This is a genomic window from Staphylococcus muscae, from assembly GCF_003019275.1.
Classification (GTDB): domain Bacteria; phylum Bacillota; class Bacilli; order Staphylococcales; family Staphylococcaceae; genus Staphylococcus; species Staphylococcus muscae.
On the sequence record NZ_CP027848.1, the window covers coordinates 2,035,340 to 2,058,915 of the forward strand.

General features: G+C 35.9%; 15 protein-coding genes. 10 read left to right on the forward strand and 5 right to left on the reverse strand.

The window, feature by feature from the left end:
* Positions 1-54 precede the first annotated feature (54 nt).
* The 3 genes from argF to C7J88_RS10140 form a co-directional block, all read right to left on the reverse strand.
* Complete coding sequence (argF, locus tag C7J88_RS10130) at positions 55-1,053, reverse strand: ornithine carbamoyltransferase (RefSeq protein WP_095115908.1); 999 nt, start codon at positions 1,051-1,053, stop codon at positions 55-57.
* Positions 1,054-1,322: 269 nt separating this feature from the next.
* Positions 1,323-2,696 (reverse strand): argininosuccinate lyase, encoded by a 1,374-nt coding sequence (argH, locus tag C7J88_RS10135; RefSeq protein ID WP_095115910.1) that lies wholly within the window; start codon positions 2,694-2,696, stop codon positions 1,323-1,325.
* On the reverse strand, positions 2,689-3,891 hold the full coding sequence (locus C7J88_RS10140) for an argininosuccinate synthase (RefSeq protein WP_095115913.1): 1,203 nt from the start codon (positions 3,889-3,891) through the stop codon (positions 2,689-2,691). Before C7J88_RS10140 ends, argH begins: the two co-directional genes overlap by 8 nt.
* A 191-nt stretch (positions 3,892-4,082) precedes the next feature.
* Here C7J88_RS10140 and C7J88_RS10145 point away from each other — a divergent pair, with 191 nt between their 5' ends.
* From C7J88_RS10145 to C7J88_RS10175, 7 genes are all read left to right on the forward strand, one after another.
* Positions 4,083-5,414 carry a glucose-6-phosphate isomerase gene (locus tag C7J88_RS10145; RefSeq protein ID WP_095115915.1) on the forward strand — a complete coding sequence of 444 codons (1,332 nt, stop codon included), beginning with the start codon at positions 4,083-4,085 and terminating at the stop codon, positions 5,412-5,414.
* Between the two features lie 900 nt (positions 5,415-6,314).
* Positions 6,315-6,893 (forward strand): signal peptidase I, encoded by a 579-nt coding sequence (gene lepB / locus C7J88_RS10155; protein WP_095115919.1) that lies wholly within the window; start codon positions 6,315-6,317, stop codon positions 6,891-6,893.
* A 152-nt stretch (positions 6,894-7,045) separates the two neighbouring features.
* On the forward strand, positions 7,046-10,516 hold the full coding sequence (gene addB / locus C7J88_RS10160) for a helicase-exonuclease AddAB subunit AddB (protein ID WP_095115921.1): 3,471 nt from the start codon (positions 7,046-7,048) through the stop codon (positions 10,514-10,516).
* The gene (addA, locus tag C7J88_RS10165; RefSeq protein WP_095115923.1) at positions 10,513-14,148 is read left to right on the forward strand and encodes a helicase-exonuclease AddAB subunit AddA; all 3,636 of its coding nucleotides are present in this window, start codon (positions 10,513-10,515) and stop codon (positions 14,146-14,148) included. Before addB ends, addA begins: the two co-directional genes overlap by 4 nt.
* Positions 14,149-14,230: 82 nt before the next feature.
* Positions 14,231-15,133: a fumarylacetoacetate hydrolase family protein gene (locus C7J88_RS10170; RefSeq protein ID WP_095115925.1), complete on the forward strand. Its 903-nt coding sequence runs from the start codon at positions 14,231-14,233 to the stop codon at positions 15,131-15,133.
* 72 nt (positions 15,134-15,205) lie between these two features.
* Positions 15,206-15,367, forward strand: coding sequence for a hypothetical protein (locus C7J88_RS10490; protein ID WP_157728671.1), 162 nt, complete (start codon positions 15,206-15,208; stop codon positions 15,365-15,367).
* 110 nt (positions 15,368-15,477) lie between these two features.
* A complete protein-coding gene (locus tag C7J88_RS10175; protein WP_095115927.1) occupies positions 15,478-15,867 on the forward strand; it encodes a YisL family protein in 390 nt (129 codons plus the stop codon).
* Positions 15,868-15,932: 65 nt separating this feature from the next.
* Here C7J88_RS10175 and C7J88_RS10180 read toward each other — a convergent pair whose 3' ends face one another.
* Both C7J88_RS10180 and C7J88_RS10185 read right to left on the reverse strand, forming a co-directional pair.
* Positions 15,933-17,258, reverse strand: a complete 1,326-nt coding sequence (locus tag C7J88_RS10180) for a CoA-disulfide reductase (RefSeq protein ID WP_095115929.1) — start codon at positions 17,256-17,258, stop codon at positions 15,933-15,935.
* Between the two features lie 22 nt (positions 17,259-17,280).
* Positions 17,281-18,099, reverse strand: a complete 819-nt coding sequence (locus tag C7J88_RS10185; protein ID WP_095115931.1) for a Cof-type HAD-IIB family hydrolase — start codon at positions 18,097-18,099, stop codon at positions 17,281-17,283.
* Between the two features lie 111 nt (positions 18,100-18,210).
* Between C7J88_RS10185 and C7J88_RS10190 the strand changes: the two genes are divergently transcribed.
* The 3 genes from C7J88_RS10190 to clpB all read left to right on the forward strand — a co-directional run bounded on the left by C7J88_RS10190 (position 18,211) and on the right by clpB (position 23,282).
* Positions 18,211-18,519, forward strand: a complete 309-nt coding sequence (locus tag C7J88_RS10190) for a metal-sulfur cluster assembly factor (RefSeq protein WP_095115933.1) — start codon at positions 18,211-18,213, stop codon at positions 18,517-18,519.
* 200 nt (positions 18,520-18,719) lie between these two features.
* Positions 18,720-20,519 carry an acyltransferase family protein gene (locus tag C7J88_RS10195; RefSeq protein ID WP_229709409.1) on the forward strand — a complete coding sequence of 600 codons (1,800 nt, stop codon included), beginning with the start codon at positions 18,720-18,722 and terminating at the stop codon, positions 20,517-20,519.
* A gap of 150 nt (positions 20,520-20,669) precedes the next feature.
* Positions 20,670-23,282 carry an ATP-dependent chaperone ClpB gene (gene clpB, locus C7J88_RS10200; RefSeq protein WP_095115935.1) on the forward strand — a complete coding sequence of 871 codons (2,613 nt, stop codon included), beginning with the start codon at positions 20,670-20,672 and terminating at the stop codon, positions 23,280-23,282.
* Positions 23,283-23,576 lie beyond the last annotated feature (294 nt).

Here is a 23,576-nt window from a genome sequence, read left to right on the forward strand (position 1 = left end):
GACAGCTGCCGATTGAACTAAAACTGCGATCGTATTTGCTAGTTTGTTTTTCTTCTATTCTCCTAGCGTTGCTACCATGACAGCTTTAATTGTATGGAGTCTATTTTCTGCTTCTTGAAAGACAACGGATTGATTACTTTCAAATACTTCGTTTGTAACTTCCATTTCAGTGAGTCCATATTTTTCATAAATTTGTTTGCCGATGATTGATTCCGTATTATGAAATGATGGTAGGCAATGTTCAAAAATAGTATTTGGATTCTCGGTTTTATTCATTAACGCTTGAGTCACACGATAGGGCTCTAACAATTTGATACGCTTTTCCCAAACTTCTTCAGGTTCTCCCATAGATACCCAAACATCTGTATAAATGACATCAGAACCTTTTACACCTTTATCGATATCATCTATTACAAGAATTTTACCACCATTTTTTTCAGCAATATTTTTGCATTGTCTTAATCGATCGTCTGTGGGATTTAAAGCTTTAGGACATACAAGGTGAAATGTCATGCCCATAATTGCAGCCCCTTGCATTAATGCATTTGCTACATTGTTACGTCCGTCGCCAACGTAGGTGAAGTGCATTTGATTGTATGGTTTTTTTAAAACTTCTTTAGCTGTCAAAAAGTCAGCAAGTACTTGTGTAGGGTGATCGTCATCTGTTAAACCATTCCATACGGGAACACCAGAATATTTTGCTATGTCTTCCACCACTTGTTGTGAAAAGCCACGATATTCAATGCCATCATACATGCTCCCCAATACACGAGCGGTGTCTTTGATAGATTCTTTTATGTCCATTTGTGAGCCTGTTGGTCCAAGATAAGTGACATGTGCACCTTGATCATATGCTGCTATTTCGAATGCACAGCGTGTACGGGTTGAGTCTTTTTCAAAAATAAGCGCAATATTTTTACCTTTTAATTTTTGTTGCTCTATTCCTGTATATTTTGCATATTTCAGCTCTGCAGATAAATCAAGCAAAAATTGTATATCATCTTGTGAGAAGTCTAGTAATGTTAAAAAGTCTTTATTTTTTAAGTGTTTCATGGTGTATCTCCTTTCCTGATGTTACAATATTATATTTAGAATATTCTGAAATGAGAAGGTATATTTAAATTAAAAAGAAATCTTTATTTCGCTTGGTAAAAAGGGATGAGGATTTTTTAGGATGATTTATTTTTACCATGTTTATTAATGAGTGTGATGTGTGTCAAATTGAGACTTCAAAAATATATAAAAAGGGGATAAGTATATTGAATATAAAGAAGCCTTTAGATGTGCTGCTTTATATACTTATCTTATCCCTGTTCAATTAATTATAAATGTTGTTTTGCAACTTCGATTTGGTGTTTAACCGCATCTTGACCTGTTGCACCATAGCTTTTACGACGTTTAACTGCTTCATCTGGTTGGAGATATGTGTAAATATCTTCATCAATTTCTGGTGCTTGTGCTTGATAGACATCTAACGGTACATCAAGAAGATATAAATTATTTTGAATAGACCAGAGTACGAGTTTACCAACAATTTCATGTGCGTCTCTGAATGGAATGCCTTTCATCACGAGGTAGTCAGCTAACTCAGTTGCATTTGAAAAATCTTGTCTGATCGTTGTAGCCAATCTGTCTGTATTGACGGACATACTTGCTACCATACCTTCAAAGATTTTCAATGAACCTTTCAGTGTATGAACAGCATCAAATAGTCCTTCTTTATCTTCTTGCATATCTTTGTTATATGCTAATGGTAAACCTTTTAGTGTCATGAGCATACTCATCAAATGTCCTGTTGTACGGCCTACTTTACCTCGAATGAGTTCAGCCATGTCTGGGTTTTTCTTCTGTGGCATAATAGATGAACCTGTTGAAAACGCATCTGATAGCGTGACAAACTTCGCTTCTTCAGATGACCAAAAAATAATTTCTTCTGCAAAACGTGAAAGGTGGACCATGGTTAAGCTAATGTTGTGTAATGTTTCTACGATGTAATCACGATCACTAACGGCATCCAAACTATTTTCATAAATACCACCAAACCCAAGTAAGGATTGTGTTTCATGTCGATCGATTGGATATGTTGTACCACTTAACGCAGCAGCACCCAATGGAGATAAGTCAATACGTTTTAATGCATCTGTAAATCTCGATTTATCACGCTCTAACATCCAAAAATAAGTCATGATATGATGTGCAAATGAGATAGGCTGGGCACGTTGTAAATGTGTATAGCCAGGCATAATCGTATCAATATGTTGTTCTGCTAATGTAACAATTGTTTGTTGGAAAGAAGTGATACCTGTGATGATATTTTGAACTTCTTTTTTTGTATATAAATGCATATCTGTTGCAACTTGATCATTACGGCTTCGTCCTGTATGCAATTTACCACCGACAGAGCCAACACGTTGAATGAGTTCATGTTCGATGTTGAGATGGATATCTTCGAGAGACTCTTGTAAAGGAACTTTGTCGTCATGGATATCTTGTTGAATAACTTTAAGCTCTGAGATGATCGTGGAAGCCTCGTCCTGCGTTAAAATGCCTTGATTTGCGAGCATTGTAGCATGGGCGATACTTCCTTGAATATCCTCATCTACTAAGTTTTTATCAAAATGGATAGATGCATTAAACGCATCTACCCAATCTTCTGGTTTTTCTTCAAATCTACCGCCCCATGCTTTTTTACTCATCTGCATAACCTCCGTGTAACATTGCATTTACTTGTGTTGGTAAACCGAAAATATCGATAAAGCCAACAGCTGATTGTTGATTGAATGCATCTTCTTTTGTATAAGTTGCTAATTTTTCATTATAAAGTGTATAGTCTGACTTTCTACCATTAACAACAGCATGGCCTTTGAAAAGTTTAACTCTGACATCACCCGTTACAAATTTTTGTGTATGATCAATAAATGCTTTTAGGGCATCTGTAAGTGGAGAGAACCATAAACCGTTATAGACCATTTCGGATAATTGTTTCTCAACAACTGGTTTAAAATGTGCGACGTCTTTAGAAAGTGTGATTGTTTCTAAACCTTTATGTGCTTTTAAGATCACTTCAGCACCAGGTACTTCATAGACTTCTCTTGATTTGATACCTACAAGTCTATTTTCAATGTGGTCAATTCTTCCAATACCATGTTTTCCTGCGACATCATTTAAATGTAGAATCATATCATCTAATTCATAAGCCTTACCATCGATGTGTGTAGGTAGCCCTTCAGTGAACGTAATGATTATTTCATCCGCTTCATCAGGCGTATCTTCTAATTCATTTGTTAAATCATAGGCATCGGCAGGGGGGGCAACGTAAGGGTCTTCTAACACACCACATTCATTGGCACGGCCCCATAAGTTTTGGTCAATTGAGTATGGAGAATCTTTGCCAACTGGTACTGGAATGTTATGTTTTTTGGCATATTCTAACTCTTCTTCACGGCTCCAACCCCATTCTCTAACTGGTGCAATTACTTTTAAGCTAGGGTCTAATGCTTTAATTGCTACTTCGAAACGCACTTGGTCATTTCCTTTACCTGTACATCCGTGTGCAATCGCAACCGCATCTGTTTTATGTGCAATTTCGACGAGTTTTTTTGAAATTAAAGGTCGTGACAATGCAGATACGAGTGGGTACGTCTGTTCATACATTAAGTTACCTTTAATGGCATAACCCACGTATTCTTCTGCAAATTCTTTCGTTGCATCAATGATGTGAGACTCAATGGCCCCCATATCTAAAGCTTTTTGATATACAACGTCTAAATCTTTTCCTTCACCAACGTCTAGGCAACATGCAACAACATCGTATCCTTGTTCAATCAGCCATTGCACGGCCACACTTGTATCTAAACCACCTGAATATGCTAATACTACCTTCTGTTTCATAAAACTGTCACCTCGTGTTTTAATGTTTTTGCTTAATATGTATACTAACACGCAATGAGTTATTATGCAAGTATTTAAATAAATATACATAATTGATTTGTATTATTTTTCGAACTATTCACCTTAATTGAATTTCACAATATATGTTAGTAAAATAAAGATGAGTTCAGTTAAATTAGGAGGCAAAGTGCATGACACATATCCAGTTTGATTACAAAAAGGCACTACAATTTTTCGGGCAGCATGAATTAGAACAACAGCAAGATCAAGTGAAGCTGATTCATCGCACAATCCATGAAGGAACAGGCGCTGGCAATGATTTTTTAGGATGGGTTGATTTACCGGTTGACTATGATAAAGAAGAATTTGATCGCATTTTAAAAGCGGCAGAAGAGATTAAGTCACATTCAGATGTACTCGTTGTCATTGGTATTGGTGGCTCATATTTAGGTGCACGTTCAGCGATTGAAATGTTGACACCCGCATTTAAAAAGAATAATGATTTACCAGAAATTGTTTTTGCAGGTCATCATCTTTCTTCATCTTATACACAAGAATTAATTGATTATTTAGAGGGCAAAGATTTCTCTGTGAATGTTATTTCAAAATCAGGAACAACGACAGAACCAGCTGTGGCCTTCCGTTTATTTAAACAATTATTAGAAGAAAAATATGGTAAAGAAGAAGCGGTAAAACGTATTTTTGCGACAACAGATAAAGAAAAAGGTGCTTTAAAACAACTTGCGACAAATGAAGGTTATGCATCATTCGTAGTACCTGATGATGTCGGTGGACGTTTCTCTGTATTAACAGCAGTAGGTCTATTACCAATTGCAGTCGCTGGTATTGATATTCAAGCTATGATGTCAGGTGCAGCAAAAGCGCGTGAAGAATTGTCATCAGATGATTTATCACAAAACATTGCTTATCAATATGCATCAATTCGTAATGTGTTATACAACAAAGGTTATACAACTGAAATGTTAATTAACTACGAGCCATCATTACAATATTTCAATGAATGGTGGAAACAACTGTTTGGTGAGTCAGAAGGTAAAGACTTGAAAGGTATCTATCCATCAAGTGCAAACTTTACAACAGACTTACATTCATTAGGTCAATACGTTCAAGAAGGACGTCGTTTCCTATTTGAAACAGTTTTAAAAGTCGATACACCAAAGCATAATATTACAATTGAAGAAGACGCAGACGATTTAGATGGTCTTAACTATTTAGCTGGTAAAACAGTTGATGAAGTGAATACCAAAGCATTTGAAGGAACGTTATTAGCGCATACAGATGGTGGCGTACCGAACTTGGTTATTACATTACCAAAATTGGATGCTGAAACATACGGCTATCTGGTTTACTTCTTTGAATTGGCTGTTGCGATGAGCGGTTACCAATTAGGTGTGAATCCATTCAACCAACCTGGTGTAGAAGCATATAAACAAAATATGTTTGCATTGCTTGGTAAACCAGGCTTTGAAGATAAGAAAAAAGATTTAGAAGCACGTTTATAATTGTATAAAAAATTTATAAGCAGTAGGAGATAGTCAATTCTATTGATATAGAACATAATGATATCTGTACAAAAACTCTCACAGTCGGTGGGGGTTTTTGTGTTATCATATGCATTTGAATTTATCATACAATCCATGTGTAATGATACTAGTGAGTTCTGGGTAAATAAAATTGGGAGCGAAAAGCCCTTTTTTTGTTCAGTATTTAACGGTTTTTCAGGATACAAACTCCTTGTATTTCAGCTATTTTTAACTAAATATAAGTTATGAATGGTTTGATAAATAGTAGAAGTTAGAATATTATATTGATATAGAACACAACTACATCTGTACAAAAACCCCCACAGCCGTCTAAAGCAATGTGGGGGTTTTCTTGTGCTATCATATGCATTTGAATTTATCATACAAATAATTTGCAATGATACCAGTAATGACTGGGCAAATGATAGTTGTTGTTACTACAAATACAACCATCATCTGTACGCACCTCCTTTCAAGTGGAAGTGTTATTTTAATATAACGTATAGTCATATATTTGGAAGTGGTTAATTTACAGTTTCAACTATATTTATTGCATACTTATTTAAGTGTTTTTACAGAATGTTCATTGCTTTTCATACATTTTTAAACAATTTCTATCAAATAATTAGATATTAAAAATGGTGGAAGAAACACTGTGAATTATTGAAATATAGTAATGGGATGTAGTTTAGTGTGTGTTTTGCTGTCACTGTTTTGAAATGTGTGTGATATAGAAAACATTAACCCTTTGATTTAGTTATATGATATGATGAAAAGTACAGTTCAGACGAATTAATAAAGGCGTATCAATGATGTAGAATGAGATAGCTTATTTTTACATCTTGCGTCAGATATTTTTATCTTTAAGAGGTGTCAATAGTGAAAAAAGAAACGATAGAATGGATTATTTCGATAGGACTAGCCCTCCTTATCGTTGGATTACTCTATACATTTGTAATTAAACCATATAACGTACAAGGGGATTCAATGCATCCTACATTAAAAGACGGAGACCGTTTAATTGTGAATAAAATTGGTAAGACGTTAGGTCATCTGGATAATGGGAATGTTATTGTATTCCATGCTGACGAATCAGCAGACTATGTAAAACGTATTATCGGAAAACCCGGTGATCATGTAGAATACAAAAACGATCAATTGTATTTAAATGGTAAGAAAGTACATGAACCTTATCTTGACTATAACTTAAAACATAAGTCATACGATGAAATTACTGGACCTGTTAACTCTCAAGATTTACAAGGGAGCAATGGAAAATATCAAATACCAAAAGATAAATATTTGGTGTTAGGGGATAATCGTGAAGTTAGCAAAGATAGTCGTACGATTGGCTTGATTGATAAAGACCAAATCGTCGGTAAGGTTTCATTAAGATATTGGCCGGTAAGTGAATTCAAAGTCAACTTCAACCCAGATCATACAGAAGAAACACCATAATATGAATATCAGTCTAGTGAGTAGTAGATGCTACTTGCTAGACTTTTTTTGACAGTTTATTTCAGCACAATAAATATAAATAAAACATTTTAGTTATTTTTATGAAGCATATATAATGGAAATAACGCTATTCAACAGTGAGGGGGAGTTGTATGTTTCGCGCTTATATAGGAAAAGCAGGCACTGGTAAGAGTACAGCGATGATGAATGAGATTAAACATAAGATACAAGAAGCACCTTTAGGAGATCCGATTGTCGTTGTAACACCGATGCAAGGAACGTATTTATATGAACAAGCTTTTGTCAGTGATTCATCATTACAAGGTAGTTTGCGAGCGGAAGTGCTACACTTCGACAGGCTCAGTCATCGTGTGTTTCAAGAAGTAGGGGGTGTACATGAAACACGTCTATCAACTTCATCAATTGAAATGATGATTTATCATATTTTAGAAGATGTTCGCACAAAGCTGAAGCTGTATCAATCACAAGTGAAGTATTTAGGGTTTAGTACAAAAGTACGTGAACAAATTCAAGATTTTGAAAAATATGCAGTGACACCAGAAGTGGTTGTGAACAGTGCAAAAAACACACAATTATCTAAAAGAACACAAGATAAGTTACATGATATGGGATTGGTTTATGAAACTTTGCAAGCACGTATGGGCTCTGATTATCTAACGGGAGAAGGTTTGATGCAGCGCTTCATATCGGTGATTCCGAAGTCTGAGTGGCTCTGTAAAGCAGATATATATATCGATGGGTTTCACAACTTTTCGACACAAGAATATCAAGTGATAGAAGTACTCGTACAACATGCGAAATCCGTTACAGTCTTGCTAACAACAAATGGAGATATGGATCCATTAAGTATGTTTCGTAAGCCGTCGGAATCACTCACACATCTTCACGAAATTGCAGAAAATCTAAATGAAACGTTAGAGATTAAACATTTTAATGATGTGTATCGTTTTAAACAGATAAGTATAAAAGTGTTAGCATCAGAGTTCGATGCTTTACAACCAACACCGACACAGTCGGATGATGGTGCAGTGAGAATATTCGAAGCGACATCAACACGTGAAGAAGTGAATGAAGTTGCACGACAAATTTTGGCAGATGTCAGAGATAATCGATATCGGTATCATGATATTGCTGTTTTATATCGTGATCCACATTACGCATATTTATTAGAATCAATTTTTGCACAGTACGATATTCCATATAACATAGATGTGAAGCGTTCAATGGCACATCATCCGATTATGGAAATGTTTGTTAGTATGATTGAATCTTTAAAAACAGGCTGGAAATTTGAACCGATGATGCGCTTGTTTAAAACAAATGTACTCACACAAAACATTGAAAACAGTCGTTACTTAATAGATTTACTGGAAAACTATGCGCTGGAACGTGGGATTCAGGGGGCAAATTGGTTTGACGACAGCAAATTCCAACTTGATAGCTTTAAAAAAATGGGGATTAAACGTCATCGTACACGAACTGAAGACGAAGAAGAAACATTTCGACGTGTCATATCTATGAAGGATTCGGTGTTACAAAAGCTTGAACGATTAGGAAACAAGCTAAAAGAAGGCAAACATGCAGTTGATTATGCGACAGCGTTATATGGAGTGTTGGAATCATTTGAACTACCGTCTCAACTTATGAGTTACCGCGATGCATTAGAATCGAATGAGAAACATGAAAAAGCGGAAGAATTAGACCAAATCTGGAAAGGATTTATTCGCATATTAGATGAAATTGTTTCAGTGTTTGGACAAAAAGAAATGACCTATACACATTTTCTAGAATTACTAGATGTTGGTTTAAAAGGTTTAGAATTTTCAATGATTCCACAAACAATGGATCAAGTGACAATTGGTTCTATGGATTTAGCAAAAGTTGATAATAAATGTCATGTTTATTTAATCGGTATGAATGATGGTGTGCTACCACAACCTATCAGTGGAAAGAGCTTGATGTCTGATGAAGAGAAAAAGCAATTCGAAGCACATACAGGTATGCAGTTAAGCCCAACAGCAGATATTTTACAAATGGATGAAGCCTTTGTTGGATATTTTGCAATGACACGTGCGTGTGAACGATTGACGATGACATATAGTTTAATGGATAGTAGTGGATCAGAAAAAGAAGGCAGTCCTTATTTAAATGATGTAAAAAATATTTTACCATCAGTAGAAATTCAAAATATTGCACAACGCAACGGAGAAGAAGCAATGCGCCGTATCGTTCATCCACACCAAACGAAAGTTCATTTATTTGAATCACTCCGCACGTGGATAGATGGGCAACCGGTTTCAGACACATGGTTTACAGCATATGAAGTAATGTCAAAAGTCCCGTCGTTGCAGACAGGCATGACACACTTAACGACAGCGCTAGATTATCGTAATGAAACGATGCAATTAGATCAAGATTTAACATTTGCATTGTATGGAAAAACAATTAACGCAAGTGTGTCACGTTTTGAAGGTTACAACAATTGTCCGTTTAAACACTATGTATCACACGGCTTGAAATTGAATGAGCGCACAAAGTATGAGTTGCAGAATTTTGAACTTGGAACGATATTCCATGATGTTTTACGATATATTGCAGAACAAATTGAGGGTAGTTTCCAAACATTAACATCCGACGAGATTCAAAATTTAACAAAACAAGCGCTAAATGAATATTTACCAAAAGTACAGTTTAATCTTCTAAATGCTACGTCATACTATCAGTATCTATCACAACGGATTGGTGAAATTGTTCAAACAACACTTGAAGCTTTACGTTATCAAGCAGAGTATTCCAAGTTCCGGCCGATTGCATTTGAAAAATCTTTTCGAAAGAAGCCACACTCTGATGAAGAGTTAATTGCGTCAACTCTGACAACAACACAAGGCGTGCCGATTAATATACGTGGGCAAATCGATCGAATTGATGCTTACCATAATCATGGTAAAAGTTTCATTAATATTATTGATTATAAATCTTCTGAATCAAGTTCAGAGCTGGACTTGGTAAAAGTGTATTACGGATTACAAATGCAAATGATGACATATATGGATATTGCATTACAAAATAAAGTGCGCTTAGGATTGAAAGATGATGTAAAACCGGGTGGCTTTTTATATATGCATGTGCATAAATTCAAAGATAAGAAACGGGCATGGGATAAAGTAAATCCAGACGATTATGAAGCTAAATTTTTGAAATCATATAAACTGAATGGTTTCTTAAATAGTGATCCAGATGTGATAGAAGGCTATGACCGTCGCTTAGAAAACGGAGTAGGTTCAGATATTGTTCCCGTAGCACTCACTAAAAAAGGTGATTTTAATAAAAGAGACAGCAAAGTTATCGATGAAGAAATGATATACAAACTGATAGAGCGAAACAAAGAAAACTTTGTGTATACTGCTTCACAAATTATGGATGGGCATACTGAAGTAGCCCCGTTGAAGTATAAAGATGTTCTACCATGCAGTTATTGTCAATACAAATCAGTATGTCATGTGGATAGCTTGATTGATAGTGCGAAATATCGTCAAGTGGATGAAAAGATTAAACCATTAGATATTCTTGCGTCAAGTGAGGAAGGGGAGGAGACACGATGATTCCAACAAAGCCAAAAGATGTACAGTGGACGGATGCGCAATGGGAAAGTATTTATGCTAAAGACCAAGATATTCTAGTAGCAGCTGCAGCTGGATCTGGGAAAACTGCGGTCTTAGTCGAGCGAATCATTCAACGTATATTACGAGATGATATCGATGTTGATCGCCTACTGGTTGTAACTTTTACGAATGCAAGTGCACGAGAAATGAGACATCGTATTGAAGCAAGTATTCAAAAGGCTTCAATAGAGAATCCGACGAATCAACATTTGAAAAATCAGCGTGCTAAAATTCACCAAGCACATATATCAACATTGCATAGTTTTTGTTTGAAGTTGATTCAACAGCATTATGATCAAATTGAATTGGACCCAAACTTCCGAACTGCAAGTGAAGTAGAAAATGTATTGTTGCTCAATCAAGCGATTGATGACGTATTTGAGGATCATTATAAACGTTTGGATCCTCAGTTTATTACATTGACAGAGCATTTATCATCAGATAGAAGTGATGAAAGCTTGAGAGAGATTGTTAAAAAGATGTATTACTTTAGTATTGCCAATCCACAACCCTTTGTGTGGTTAAATGCTTTAGACAAACCGTATCGTGATAATAATGCACAACAACATTATATTGAGATATTAGATGAATATATTCAATTATATCTAGAAGCAGCACAAGATACTTTGGATCAGTTGTATGAACAATTGGAATTGATAGGTTTTTGTGAGGAACATATTGATCTGATCAATAAACATCGTGACTTTTTCCGTCAACTTTTGTCTGAAGCTATCATTGATCAAGACAAAATCAGATCATTTAAGTACGGAAGAATGCCTAACAGACCCGCTGAAGTGAAAGAAGATCCACAGCTTGCAGATGCTTATAAATTTTTCGAAAAAACATTCAAACGTTATAAATCATATGTAGAGAGAGTTAAACAGTTTGTTGGACGTGATCGTCAAACGTTACAACAAGAATTGACAGACTTAGCACCACGTGTTGCATACCTTGCAGAGTTGACGAAAGATGTCATACAAAAGTTTGAATTGGAAAAGCGTGCACGTAATATTGTTGATTTTGCCGATTATGAACATATGGCATTGCGTATTTTATTAAATGAAGATGGCACGCCTTCTGAAATTGCGGACGCATATCGTGAGCAATTTGATGAAATATTAGTTGATGAATATCAAGATACGAACCGTGTACAAGAGGCGATTATTTCAAGTATTAAGCGTGGCAATGAGTCGAATGGTAACTTGTTTATGGTTGGTGATGTGAAGCAATCGATTTATAAATTCCGTCAAGCCGATCCCAGCCTTTTTATTGAGAAGTATGAGCGATTTAATCAACCTGAACAATCGAGTGGGAAGCGCATTGATTTGTCTCAAAACTTCCGTTCTCGTAAAGAAGTATTAGCAACGACAAACTATTTATTCAAACATATGATGGACCCAGCAATCGGTGAAATAGATTACGATGAAGCGGCGAGTTTATATGATGGTGCATCATTTGATGATATGACACATCCTGTTCATTTAACAACTTTACTGAAAGATAGTTCGCTTGATTTGAATAAAGGTGAACAAGAGGCAGCGCTCATTGCGCAACAAGTAGAGAGAATTCTTGAAACACAAAAAGTATATGATTTTGATTCAAAAGATTATCGTCCAGCGACTTATAAAGATATCGTCGTTTTAGAATCAAACACGTCTAATCTCAGAAACATTCAACAAGTGTTCAAAGATAGAAACATTCCATTTTATGCGAAAAGTAAAGATGGTTATTTTGAACAAACAGAAGTACGCTTGATGTTGTCATTTTTAAGAACGATAGACAATCCGTTACAAGATATTTATCTTGTCGGGTTAATGCGTTCAGTGATTTATCAATTTACTGAAGCTGAGTTAGCACAGATTCGAGTTGTTGCACCAAATGAAGATTATTTCTATCAAACAATGCAACAATATTTGGAAGCAGATGATGTATCATCTGAATTGCAACAAAAGGTGAGACGCTTTTTACAAGATTTAAATGTTTATCGCCGTTACAGTCAATCGCATCCTGTCTATCAATTGATTGATAAACTCTTTAATGATCATTATATTCCACAATATTTTAGTGGTTTAGTCGGTGGAGAAGGTCGCCGTGCAAACTTACATGGTCTATTCAATAAGGCGATTGAGTTTGATAATTCAAGCTATCGTGGGTTGTTTCAATTTATTCGCTTCATTGATGAAATGATAGACCGCGATCAAGATTTTGGAGAAGAAAATGTGATTGGTCCAAATGATGATGTGGTGAGATGGATGACAGTACACAGCAGTAAAGGTTTAGAATTTCCATTTGTCATCTATTCAGGACTTAGTAGAGAATTCAATAAGACAGATTTGCAAAAACCCGTCATGTTGAATCAATATGAAGGTTTAGGTCTTCAATACTATGATACAGAGCATAGTCTGTTCTATCCATCATTAATATCGATGAGTATTGAATTAATCAATCAGAAGGAACTTATTTCGGAAAGAATGCGTTTAATCTATGTAGCGTTAACTCGTGCAAAAGAACAGTTATATCTAATTGGAACAGTGGATGATACAGATGTATTAGAGCAATTGACAGCTTGGTCAGTGACTGACAATCGACTTGGAACGATTCAACGTTTTACAGCGAAAAGTGCTTTTGAACTCATATACAGTGTACTGAGTAAGCATAAGGCAACACATTTATTACCAAAACAACGATTTTCCCAAACAATCGATGAGTTACCGAATTATCTACAACCAACTGTCAAGATTCAGCATGTGGAAGCGCAAGATATTATCTCAATAGATGATGAGATATCTGATGCCAAAACACCATCTGTGACATTGTTAAATGAACGTCTGAAAAATGCAGATATGACATCAAAAGAAGCGGAAGAGATAAAAGAACGATTGTTGTTTGAATATCCACATCAAGTAGCTGTGACACATCCGTCAAAACAATCTGTTTCTGAACTGAAACGTCAATTAGAAACGGAACAAGCAGATACGAATTATGAACGTGTCCGTCAATATCGTCTTGGCGCTGTCACATATGAACGTCCTATTTTTATGCAGGAGCAACAGCGAAATGCTGCTGAAGTAGGAACGTTAATGCATACGGTGATGCAGCATTTGCCGTTTAAGGAAGAGCGACTGACAGAGCCAGAATTGTATGCTTACATTGATCGGTTAGTGGCACAAGCAATTATTGATGAAGAAGCAATTCAAGATATTAATATTGAAGAAGTGAAGCGATTTGTAGATAGTGACTTGTACTTGCGAATAGCGAAAAGTGATTCGATTTATCGTGAGTTACCATTTATCGTGAATCAAAATGCTGTTGAGTCAAAAGACAGAGAAGATGCGATTATTCAAGGGATGATTGATCTTGTTTTTGAAGAAGACGGTCATTATTATTTCGTTGACTATAAAACAGATGTTTTCGTTCGACGAAGAGGCATGACGGATGAAGAACTCGGTCTGCAATTGAAAGAGAAGTATCGCATTCAAATGAAATATTATCAACAAGCGTTAGAAGTGATATTAAAGCAAAAAGTATCCGGTTCGTTATATTTCTTTAAATTTGGTGAGATTACAATTTAAATCAGAGAATGATAAAAATTTGTGATTTATCTAAAATTTTCGTTATAATGGCTATAAGATATACGTTAGGAGCTGATAGTGAATGAAATTCTTATCATTCAAACACAATGATGAAACATCATACGGTGTTAAAGTTAAGCGAGAAGAAGCGGCTTGGGATTTACGAAAAGTATTTGCTGATTTTGGCGAAGCAGAATTCCAACCGAAAACATTGTTAGAAGGATTGCAACACAATCAAACATTAGAATTTCAAGAGCAAGTAAGAAAGGCAGTTGTAGCAGCAGAAGAAAGTGGCAACTCAGCTGACTATAAAGTGCAATATACAGATATTGAATTTTTACCGCCAGTCACACCACCAAATAATGTGATTGCATTTGGTCGTAACTACAAAGCACATGCTGAAGAGTTAAATCATGGTGTTGATCGCTTATATGTTTTTACAAAAGCGGCATCTTCATTAACAGGTGATGAAGCAACAATTCCAAATCACAAAGATATTACAGATGAATTAGATTATGAAGGTGAGTTAGGCGTTGTAATTGGTAAATCAGGTGAGAAGATTCCTAAAGGCTTAGCGCTTGACTATGTATATGGTTACACAATCATCAATGATATTACAGACCGTGCAGCACAAAAAGGACACGATCAAGCATTCTTGTCTAAAAGTTTAACAGGTGGCTGCCCAATGGGACCTTATATCGTTACAAAAGATGAATTACCAACACCTGAAAATGTAAATATCGTAACAAAGGTAAATAACGAAATTCGTCAAGACGGTAATACGTCACAAATGGTCTTAAAAATTGACGAATTAATTGAAGAAATTTCAAAATATGTTGCATTACATCCAGGTGACATTATTGCGACAGGTACACCAGCTGGCGTAGGTGCAGGTATGAATCCACCGAAGTTCTTACAACCGGGAGACGAAGTAAAAGTAACAATCGATAATATCGGTACATTAACGACATTTATCGAAGACTAATATACTTGTTTATAAAAATAGGGCAAAGGGATTTTGCCCTATTTTTTGTACCACAAAAGAAGGGCTGATTATATGTTGTATATCAAATACAAAGGTTTATTTTTGGTTGGTATTCTACTATTTATTGCAATGTTTTATTTCAAAGTTGGATTGGGAGATTCTATCTTTAGACCATTAGGATATCTGGCAGCAGGGTTAATCATAGGGCGTGCTTTAGCATATAAAGAAAAGTAAATGAATTTGTTAAATTCTTAATAAATCATCATATTTCAAGCATTCCGATGTTTGTCGTAAAAAGGATATGTTATGATATCTAAGTCGATTTATAATAGGAGGATATATTTATGGTACTAATTAACTTGCACATTATTAGTTTTATTATGCTATTGATACTATTTTATGCAACATATGAAAACTTTTCTAACAAACAAGGACCGACACCATTATTTAAATCATTGCATATGACAATGCGTTTATTTATGGTTTTCGTGTTGATTACAGGTTTTTGGCTTATCGCTAAAGCATTTACAAGTGCAGATGCAAGTCACATGCTATTGACATTGAAAATGGTCGGTGGTCTGAGCATCATCGGTTTGATGGAAGTAACGATTGCACGTAAGAAGAAACAAGTTTCAAACCGTTCATTATTTATTTGGACGTGGGTTATTGTTGTGATAACAGCAATCTTGGGTACAATTTTACCTTGGGGACCAATTACTGCATTGTTCCACTAAAAAGTAAAACGTCATTTAGTCGCTCTTGTTGAAAGAACGAACTAAATGACGTTTTTTTTTAATGTTTATTGTCGTGCTTTATAACCAAGCATGTTGATTAAATCTTTTGGATGGCTGTATGGAGGAGCGTATGCAACTTCAAAAGCAGTGAGATCATCAATTGTTGCTCGATGCATCATCGCCATCGATAAAACGTCAATTCGTTTATCAACGCCGGTTATTCCAACAGCTGCAGCACGTAAGAGACGACGTGATGTTTTATCATAATATGCACGTAAATGGACTGATGTATTGTTCGGATAATAGCCGGCGTGTGTACCGTTTTTCACCTCAACCATGTCATAGTCAAACTGTTCTAGGTCTTTCAGGGATACGCCAGAACTCGCTAATGTATAGTCAAAGAACTTTACAATACTTGCACCGACAAAACCTTGAAAAACAACATCTTTGTTACCTGCAATTTGTTCAGCGATAATACTTGCACCACGATGTGCTCCCCAAGCGAGTGGTACGTGTGCGGGAAGGTCGACATGGCGATAATGGTTGGTCGCTATATCCCCCACAGCGTATACATTTGGGATATTCGTTTGAAAACGATTGTTGACGGGAACATAGCCCTTATCATCTATTTCAATACCCGATGATTGTATGAACTCTGAATTAGGTAATACACCGACACCGGCAATAATCATATCATAATCTTCTACTGCACCAGATTTGAATGTCACTGTATGATCATTGATTGAAACGACTTCTTCATTCAAACGATAAGGAATATTACGTTTATCGAGTTCAGATAATATCACTGCGTTCATATCTTGATCCATTAACTTATTGATCGCTTCAGAACGGTGAATGAGCGTAGGTGATAAGCCACGTTCATACATATTTTCGAGTAGTTCCAAACTTACATAACCTGCACCGATGAGTAAGACGTTTTTCACTTGGTTTGTAGTGATATAGTCTTCAATTGCATCTGTATCCTCCATATTACGCAATGTGAAAAGATGTGGGACATCGAAGTCAAGATGTCGTGCTCGGGCACCTGGACTTAACACTAAAATATCATAATTATCTTTAACCAATTTGCCAGTTGTATGGTCTTTAATTTCGATGGTTTGGGATTTCGTGTTAACACTAACAACTTCATGTTGTAGTTTCACAGTAATATTTTTCTTTTGTTTAAATTTTTCAGGCGTCATCGGCAAGAGTTGTTCACGTGATTCGACAACATTCCCAAGGTAATACGGTAAACCGCAATTAACAAAGCTCATATATCGATCCTTCTCATAGACAGTGATATCACTGTCTGGGTCTAAACGACGAATTTGACTAGCGCTTGTTGCACCACCGGCAACTGCGCCGACAACGATAATTTTTTGTTTCGACATCTGTTCATCCTCCTTATATATCTTATTTAGGAATATTTAATTGGAAAAAATTATTCAAATAAATACCAATACCTTCTTCGTTGTTCGAAAGCGTTGTGTCATTGGCAATGATTTTCAGGTCGTAGATGGCATTACCCATTGCTATGCCATGTTTTGCATATTTAATCATCTCAAGATCGTTATCTTCATCTCCAAATGCGATGATTTCATTACGCTCAATCCCGAGATGCTTGCGTACGATATCGATACCGACTGCCTTACTAATACCGCGTTTAACAATTTCAATGACTGGAAAAGGGGCTCCCCAACGTCTGTGTTCAATATTTTCGGCGTAAAAACGTGTTAAAACTTGCTTCACACGAGGAATCATATGTTCTTCAGCTTCAATTAAGAGACTGGTTGGGTCTTCGTGTAATAATGTTTCGAGATCACCTACTTTGATATTCGGATTCCCCATACTAAAGCCATCGAATAAGCGATTGTCAGGGCGATCAATATAGACTTGATCACCTACTTCAGCAATCATATTCTGAATGTCCATTTTTTTTAAAGTTTCAATAATACTTGTTGCGATGCCTTCATCTAAGCGTTCATGATAAGTTGGAAAGTTGTGATCACCTGGATGATGGATATATGCCCCATTAAAGTTGACGATAGGGGTGTCTAGTTCTAACTGGTCGTAGTAGAGCTTGCTTGCACGATAAGGACGACCTGTCGCAATCATTAAGGCATGACCTTGTGCTTGTAAGGTTTTTAATACGCGAAATGTATATGGTGGAATTTCTTTACTGTCATTTAATAAAGTTCCATCTAAATCTAAACAAATTAAGTGTTTTTTCATGTTATGCTCCTAAATTCTAAAGTTCAGTTTATGAATATCATAGCATTTTATTGTAGAAATGTAATGATTTTGATATATTGATAGTAATGATAAAAAAAGAGGTGAATAGGCATGGAAGAAGCATTACAAGATAGTATTTTAGGCGCATTGGAAAACGTTATTGACCCAGAGCTTGGTATCGATATCGTAAACCTTGGCCTTGTTTATAAAGTTGACTTAAACGATGATGGATTATGTACAGTTGAAATGACATTGACATCAATCGGTTGCCCAATGGGACCACAAATCGTGGATCAAGTTAAAACAGCGTTAGGTGAGTTACCTGAGATTAAGGAAACAGAAGTTAACATCGTATGGAATCCACCATGGAACAAAGATATGATGTCTCGTTACGCTAAAATTGCATTAGGTGTTAGCTAATTAATAGTTAATATAACTCAATCATTCATAACAATCTTGGCGAAGAACTGAACTTAAACAAAAGTTTCAGTTCTTTTTTTAGGAATAGTGCCGTCTCTTATTCATGACCTTAATCATCATCAATTGCAAGATTGTATAAAGTATGAATAGATTAAAATTATAATTAAGAAAGAATGATCAACATGTGGAATTTTTCCAAAATGCCTCAAAAACAACTCTCAACACGTTATATGCCGGGTCTTGATGGCTTGCGTGCAATTGCAGTAGTCGCAGTCATTATCTACCATTTCAACCCGCAATGGTTACCGGGTGGTTTTTTAGGTGTAGACACTTTCTTTGTCATTTCAGGATATTTAATCACGAGTCTGTTGTTGACAGAGTATCATAATACACAACGTATTGATCTTATATCTTTTTGGATGAGACGTTTAAAAAGATTGTTACCAGCAGTTATTTTCTTAATAATGTCTGTACTCATACTGACTTTAATGATAGTACCTTCCGAAATTAAAGCTGTGCGTGGAGATGCATTTGCGGCACTTTTTTACGTCAGTAACTGGTGGTATATCTTCCAAGATGTTGACTATTTTGCCCAATTTGAAGTCGCACCGCTCAAACATTTGTGGTCTTTAGCGATTGAAGAACAATTCTATTTGTTCTTCCCAATACTACTCTTCATGTTACTTCGTTATGTAAAACGTCTAAAACCCATCCTATACACTATGATTGGATTTATCGTAATGTCAATCATCACAATGGGTATTTTATACGAACCACATGGCAATGTTGCACGTGTTTATTTTGGAACAGATACACGCTTACAAACAATGTTACTTGGTGTTATACTGGCATTCGTTTGGCCCGCATTTAAACTGCGTATGCAAACAGCAAGACAACCTCGAATGATCATAGACGGACTAGGTGTCTTGTCATTAGTCGGTTTGTTTCTTTGTTTTCGATTCGTGAATGAATCACAAAACGCATTATACTTTGGTGGATTTGGGCTGATTAGTTTACTGACGCTTTTCATAATTGCAAGTGCAGTCATGCCAAGTGGCCTTTTTGCAAAAGGATTAGCAAATCCATTATTTTTATACATTGGTTCAAGGTCATATAGTTTATATCTTTGGCATTATCCTGTTATTGTCTTAATGCATCATCATTTTGTGCAAGGACAAATTCCTATGTTTGTATATGTCATTGATGCACTATTAATCGTGATAATGGCAGAGTTTTCTTATCGATATGTCGAAACACCTTTCCGTCGTTCAGGGTTCAAGATATTTGATTTCCGTCATTTGAAACAATGGCGTTTGCTGAACGTGAAACGTGCATGGCTTATGATTATTTTACTCGTACCATCAGTGGTAATTTTATCAGGTGTGTTCAATGGACTTGCTAAAGACAACACACACACGACTGCGATTAATACAGAAGACATGAAACAATATATGACAGTCCCGATTCCTTTAGGTGATATGAAAATAGATGGATTAGAAGTGAAAGGGCAGACTTCACCATATGCCAACTGGAAACCACTACTCATCGGTGATTCTGTTATGGTAGATATCGGTGATGCTTTTAAGGAAAAGGTAGCGAATGCGAGCATCAATGGGCTGATAGGGCGTCAACTGGTACAAGCGATTCCACTCATTCGAGAAGATTACCCTGATTATCGAGAAAAAGATGATATGGTCGTCCTGCAACTCGGAACGAATGGAGACTTTACTGATGAGCAACTCGATACACTGTTAGATCTTTTAGGGGAGTCTCAAATATATTTAGTAAATACAAGTGTGCCCCGTGATTATCAAGCGCATGTGAACGAATTGCTTAAACAAGCTGCGAAAAATCGTGATAATGTTCATCTTGTTGATTGGCATGCGAGGTCACAAGAGCATACAGAATATTTTGCGCCAGATGGTATTCATTTGGAAGCAGAGGGTGTAAAAGCATTAATTGATGAAATCATTCAAACAATAAAAGCACATCAAAAATAAGCATTGAGAAGGATAGATATCAGGTGGATTTTCCATTTTAATATCTATCCTTTTTTGTTGATTTTTAAAAATATCGGGCGTATAATATAGTTAAGGTCAAAGAAAGTCAAAGTCAAATTGACCTATTTTGAAATAAAGGAGTGACGCATTTTGGATATTAATCAGATGACGCATTCTATACAAAATGCTTTACAAAAAGCGATTGAATCAACACAAACTTATCAATTAACAAATATTGAAACAGAAGCTGTACTGAAAGCAGTTCTTGAAGCAGATGAGAGTTTATACAAAACAATTTTAGAACGTGCAGAAATAGATACAGAGGCACTTGCCAAAGCGTATGATAAAAAATTAACACAATATCCTAAGGTAACAGGTGATAATGTTCAGTATGGGCAATATTTATCGCCAAAGACAAATACATTATTTAATAAAGCAGAAGAACAGATGAAAGCATATGATGATCAATTCATCTCTATGGAACACATGTTGTTAGCTGCGATGGAAGTAGACGAAACAACCGCATCGTTTGTTGAATATAAAGAACAAGTGATTAAAGAAATTATAAAAAAAGTCAGAGGGGGAAACCATGTGACAACACAAAATCCTGAAGTGAACTATGAAGCATTATCAAAATATGGACGTGATTTAGTAGAAGAAGTACGTAAGGGCAACATGGATCCGGTTATTGGTCGTGACGAAGAAATTCGTAACACAATTCGTATTTTAAGCAGAAAAACAAAAAACAACCCAGTTTTAATCGGTGAACCGGGTGTAGGTAAAACAGCAATCGTTGAAGGATTGGCACAACGTATTGTAAAAAAAGACGTACCAGATTCATTACTCGACAAAACTGTTTTTGAACTCGATTTAAGTGCATTAGTTGCGGGTGCAAAATATCGTGGTGAATTTGAAGAACGATTGAAAGCCGTTTTGAAAGAAGTAAAAGACTCAGATGGCCGTATCTTATTATTTATTGATGAAATTCATATGCTCGTTGGTGCAGGGAAAACTGACGGTGCAATGGATGCCGGGAATATGTTGAAGCCAATGCTTGCACGTGGAGAATTGCATTGCATTGGTGCGACAACGTTAAACGAATATCGTGAATATATTGAAAAAGATTCTGCCTTAGAGCGTCGTTTCCAAAAAGTGAATGTGAAAGAGCCAAACATTGATGATACGATATCAATATTACGTGGCTTGAAAGAACGCTATGAAGTCCATCATGGGGTTCGCATTCAAGACCGTGCATTGGTTGCAGCTGCAGAATTATCTGATCGCTATATTACCGACCGCTTTTTACCAGACAAGGCGATTGACTTAGTAGACCAAGCTTCGGCGACGATTCGTACAGAAATGGGATCTAATCCAACAGAACTCGACCAAGCAAATCGTCGTGTGATGCAGCTGGAAATAGAAGAAAATGCATTGAAGAAAGAGTCGGATGAAGCGAGCCGTGTACGTCTCCAAGAACTACAAGAAGAACTCGCTGAAGAGAAAGAAAAACAAGCACAATTACAAGCACGTGTAGAACAAGAGAAAGAAAAAATTGCGAAAGTCCAAGAAAAACGTGCAGAATTAGATGAAAGTCGTAAAGCATTGGAAGATGCAGAAAATAATTATGACTTGGAAAAAGCAGCTGTGTTACAACATGGTAAAATCCCACAATTAGAAAAAGAATTAAAAGAACTGGAAGCCGCCTTCCAAGAAGCACAAGGTGAAGACAATGATCGTATTATCCGAGAAGTCGTAACAGATGAAGAAATTGGAGAAATTGTCAGTCAATGGACAGGTATTCCAGTATCCAAATTAGTAGAAACAGAACGAGAAAAACTATTGAACTTATCGGATATTTTACATCAACGTGTGGTTGGTCAAGATCGTGCTGTTGATCTAGTATCAGATGCGGTTGTACGTGCCAGAGCAGGTATTAAAGATCCAAGTCGTCCAATCGGTTCATTCTTATTCTTAGGGCCAACAGGTGTCGGTAAAACAGAACTTGCCAAATCACTTGCATCAACGTTATTTGATTCTGAAAAACATATGATTCGTATTGACATGAGTGAATATATGGAGAAACATGCCGTATCTCGATTGATTGGAGCACCTCCAGGATACGTTGGTCATGACGAAGGCGGTCAATTAACTGAAGCAGTTAGACGCAATCCATATTCAGTCATCTTATTAGATGAAGTTGAAAAAGCACATACAGATGTTTTCAACGTTCTATTACAAATATTAGATGAAGGTCGCTTAACTGACTCTAAAGGACGCAGTGTAGACTTTAAAAACACCATTATCATTATGACAAGTAATATTGGTTCACAGATTCTGCTTGAAAATGTCAAAAATGAAGGAGCCATTACGGAAGAAACAGAAAAAGCAGTGATGCAAAGTTTAAATGCTTACTTCAAACCAGAAATTTTAAATCGTATGGATGATATCGTATTATTCCGACCATTATCTGTTGATGATATGCAAATGATTGTTGATAAAATCCTAACAAACTTAAATATGCGTTTAATGGATCAACGCATTACCTTAGACTTAACGGATGAAGCGAAAAAATGGATGGGTGAAACAGCTTATGAACCAGAATATGGTGCACGTCCATTGAAACGTTTCGTACAACGTCATGTGGAAACACCATTAGCACGCCTAATTATTAAAGACAACTTGCAAGAAGGTACACATGTGCATGGTTATTTACAAGATAGTGCTATTTATTTTGACATAGAGAAACCATCTGAAATTGAATAATAGAATAAAGGCGTATGCGTATATCGTGTACGTCTTTTTACTGTCATGAAATCATTAAATTTGAGCAGTGTTTGTAAGTAAGAATAGTATTGTTTAAGAAATGAGTTATTATTTTAATTTATACATAATGTTTAAAGTGATGATATGAAATCGAATGTTTCCGAACTTTATTCTTATTCTAGTATATAAATTTTTATTAAACTCGTTATGTTATAATAACAAGCAGGGTTAAATATAAATATATTTTTATCAGGACAATAACTTATTAGTGATGTTCTAAAATAATATTTTGAC

Excerpts from the sequence above, each read along its gene's own strand:
- argF (WP_095115908.1), bottom strand. The coding sequence starts at position 1,053 with ATGAAACACTTAAAAAATAAAGACTTTTTAACATTACTAGACTTCTCA.
- C7J88_RS10185 (WP_095115931.1), bottom strand. The coding sequence starts at position 18,099 with ATGAAAAAACACTTAATTTGTTTAGATTTAGATGGAACTTTATTAAAT.
- C7J88_RS10140 (WP_095115913.1), bottom strand. The coding sequence starts at position 3,891 with ATGAAACAGAAGGTAGTATTAGCATATTCAGGTGGTTTAGATACAAGT.
- C7J88_RS10145 (WP_095115915.1), top strand. The coding sequence starts at position 4,083 with ATGACACATATCCAGTTTGATTACAAAAAGGCACTACAATTTTTCGGG.
- C7J88_RS10190 (WP_095115933.1), top strand. The coding sequence starts at position 18,211 with ATGGAAGAAGCATTACAAGATAGTATTTTAGGCGCATTGGAAAACGTT.
- argH (WP_095115910.1), bottom strand. The coding sequence starts at position 2,696 with ATGAGTAAAAAAGCATGGGGCGGTAGATTTGAAGAAAAACCAGAAGAT.
- C7J88_RS10490 (WP_157728671.1), top strand. The coding sequence starts at position 15,206 with ATGTTGTATATCAAATACAAAGGTTTATTTTTGGTTGGTATTCTACTA.
- C7J88_RS10170 (WP_095115925.1), top strand. The coding sequence starts at position 14,231 with ATGAAATTCTTATCATTCAAACACAATGATGAAACATCATACGGTGTT.
- addB (WP_095115921.1), top strand. The coding sequence starts at position 7,046 with ATGTTTCGCGCTTATATAGGAAAAGCAGGCACTGGTAAGAGTACAGCG.
- addA (WP_095115923.1), top strand. The coding sequence starts at position 10,513 with ATGATTCCAACAAAGCCAAAAGATGTACAGTGGACGGATGCGCAATGG.
- C7J88_RS10180 (WP_095115929.1), bottom strand. The coding sequence starts at position 17,258 with ATGTCGAAACAAAAAATTATCGTTGTCGGCGCAGTTGCCGGTGGTGCA.
- C7J88_RS10175 (WP_095115927.1), top strand. The coding sequence starts at position 15,478 with ATGGTACTAATTAACTTGCACATTATTAGTTTTATTATGCTATTGATA.
- C7J88_RS10195 (WP_229709409.1), top strand. The coding sequence starts at position 18,720 with ATGCCTCAAAAACAACTCTCAACACGTTATATGCCGGGTCTTGATGGC.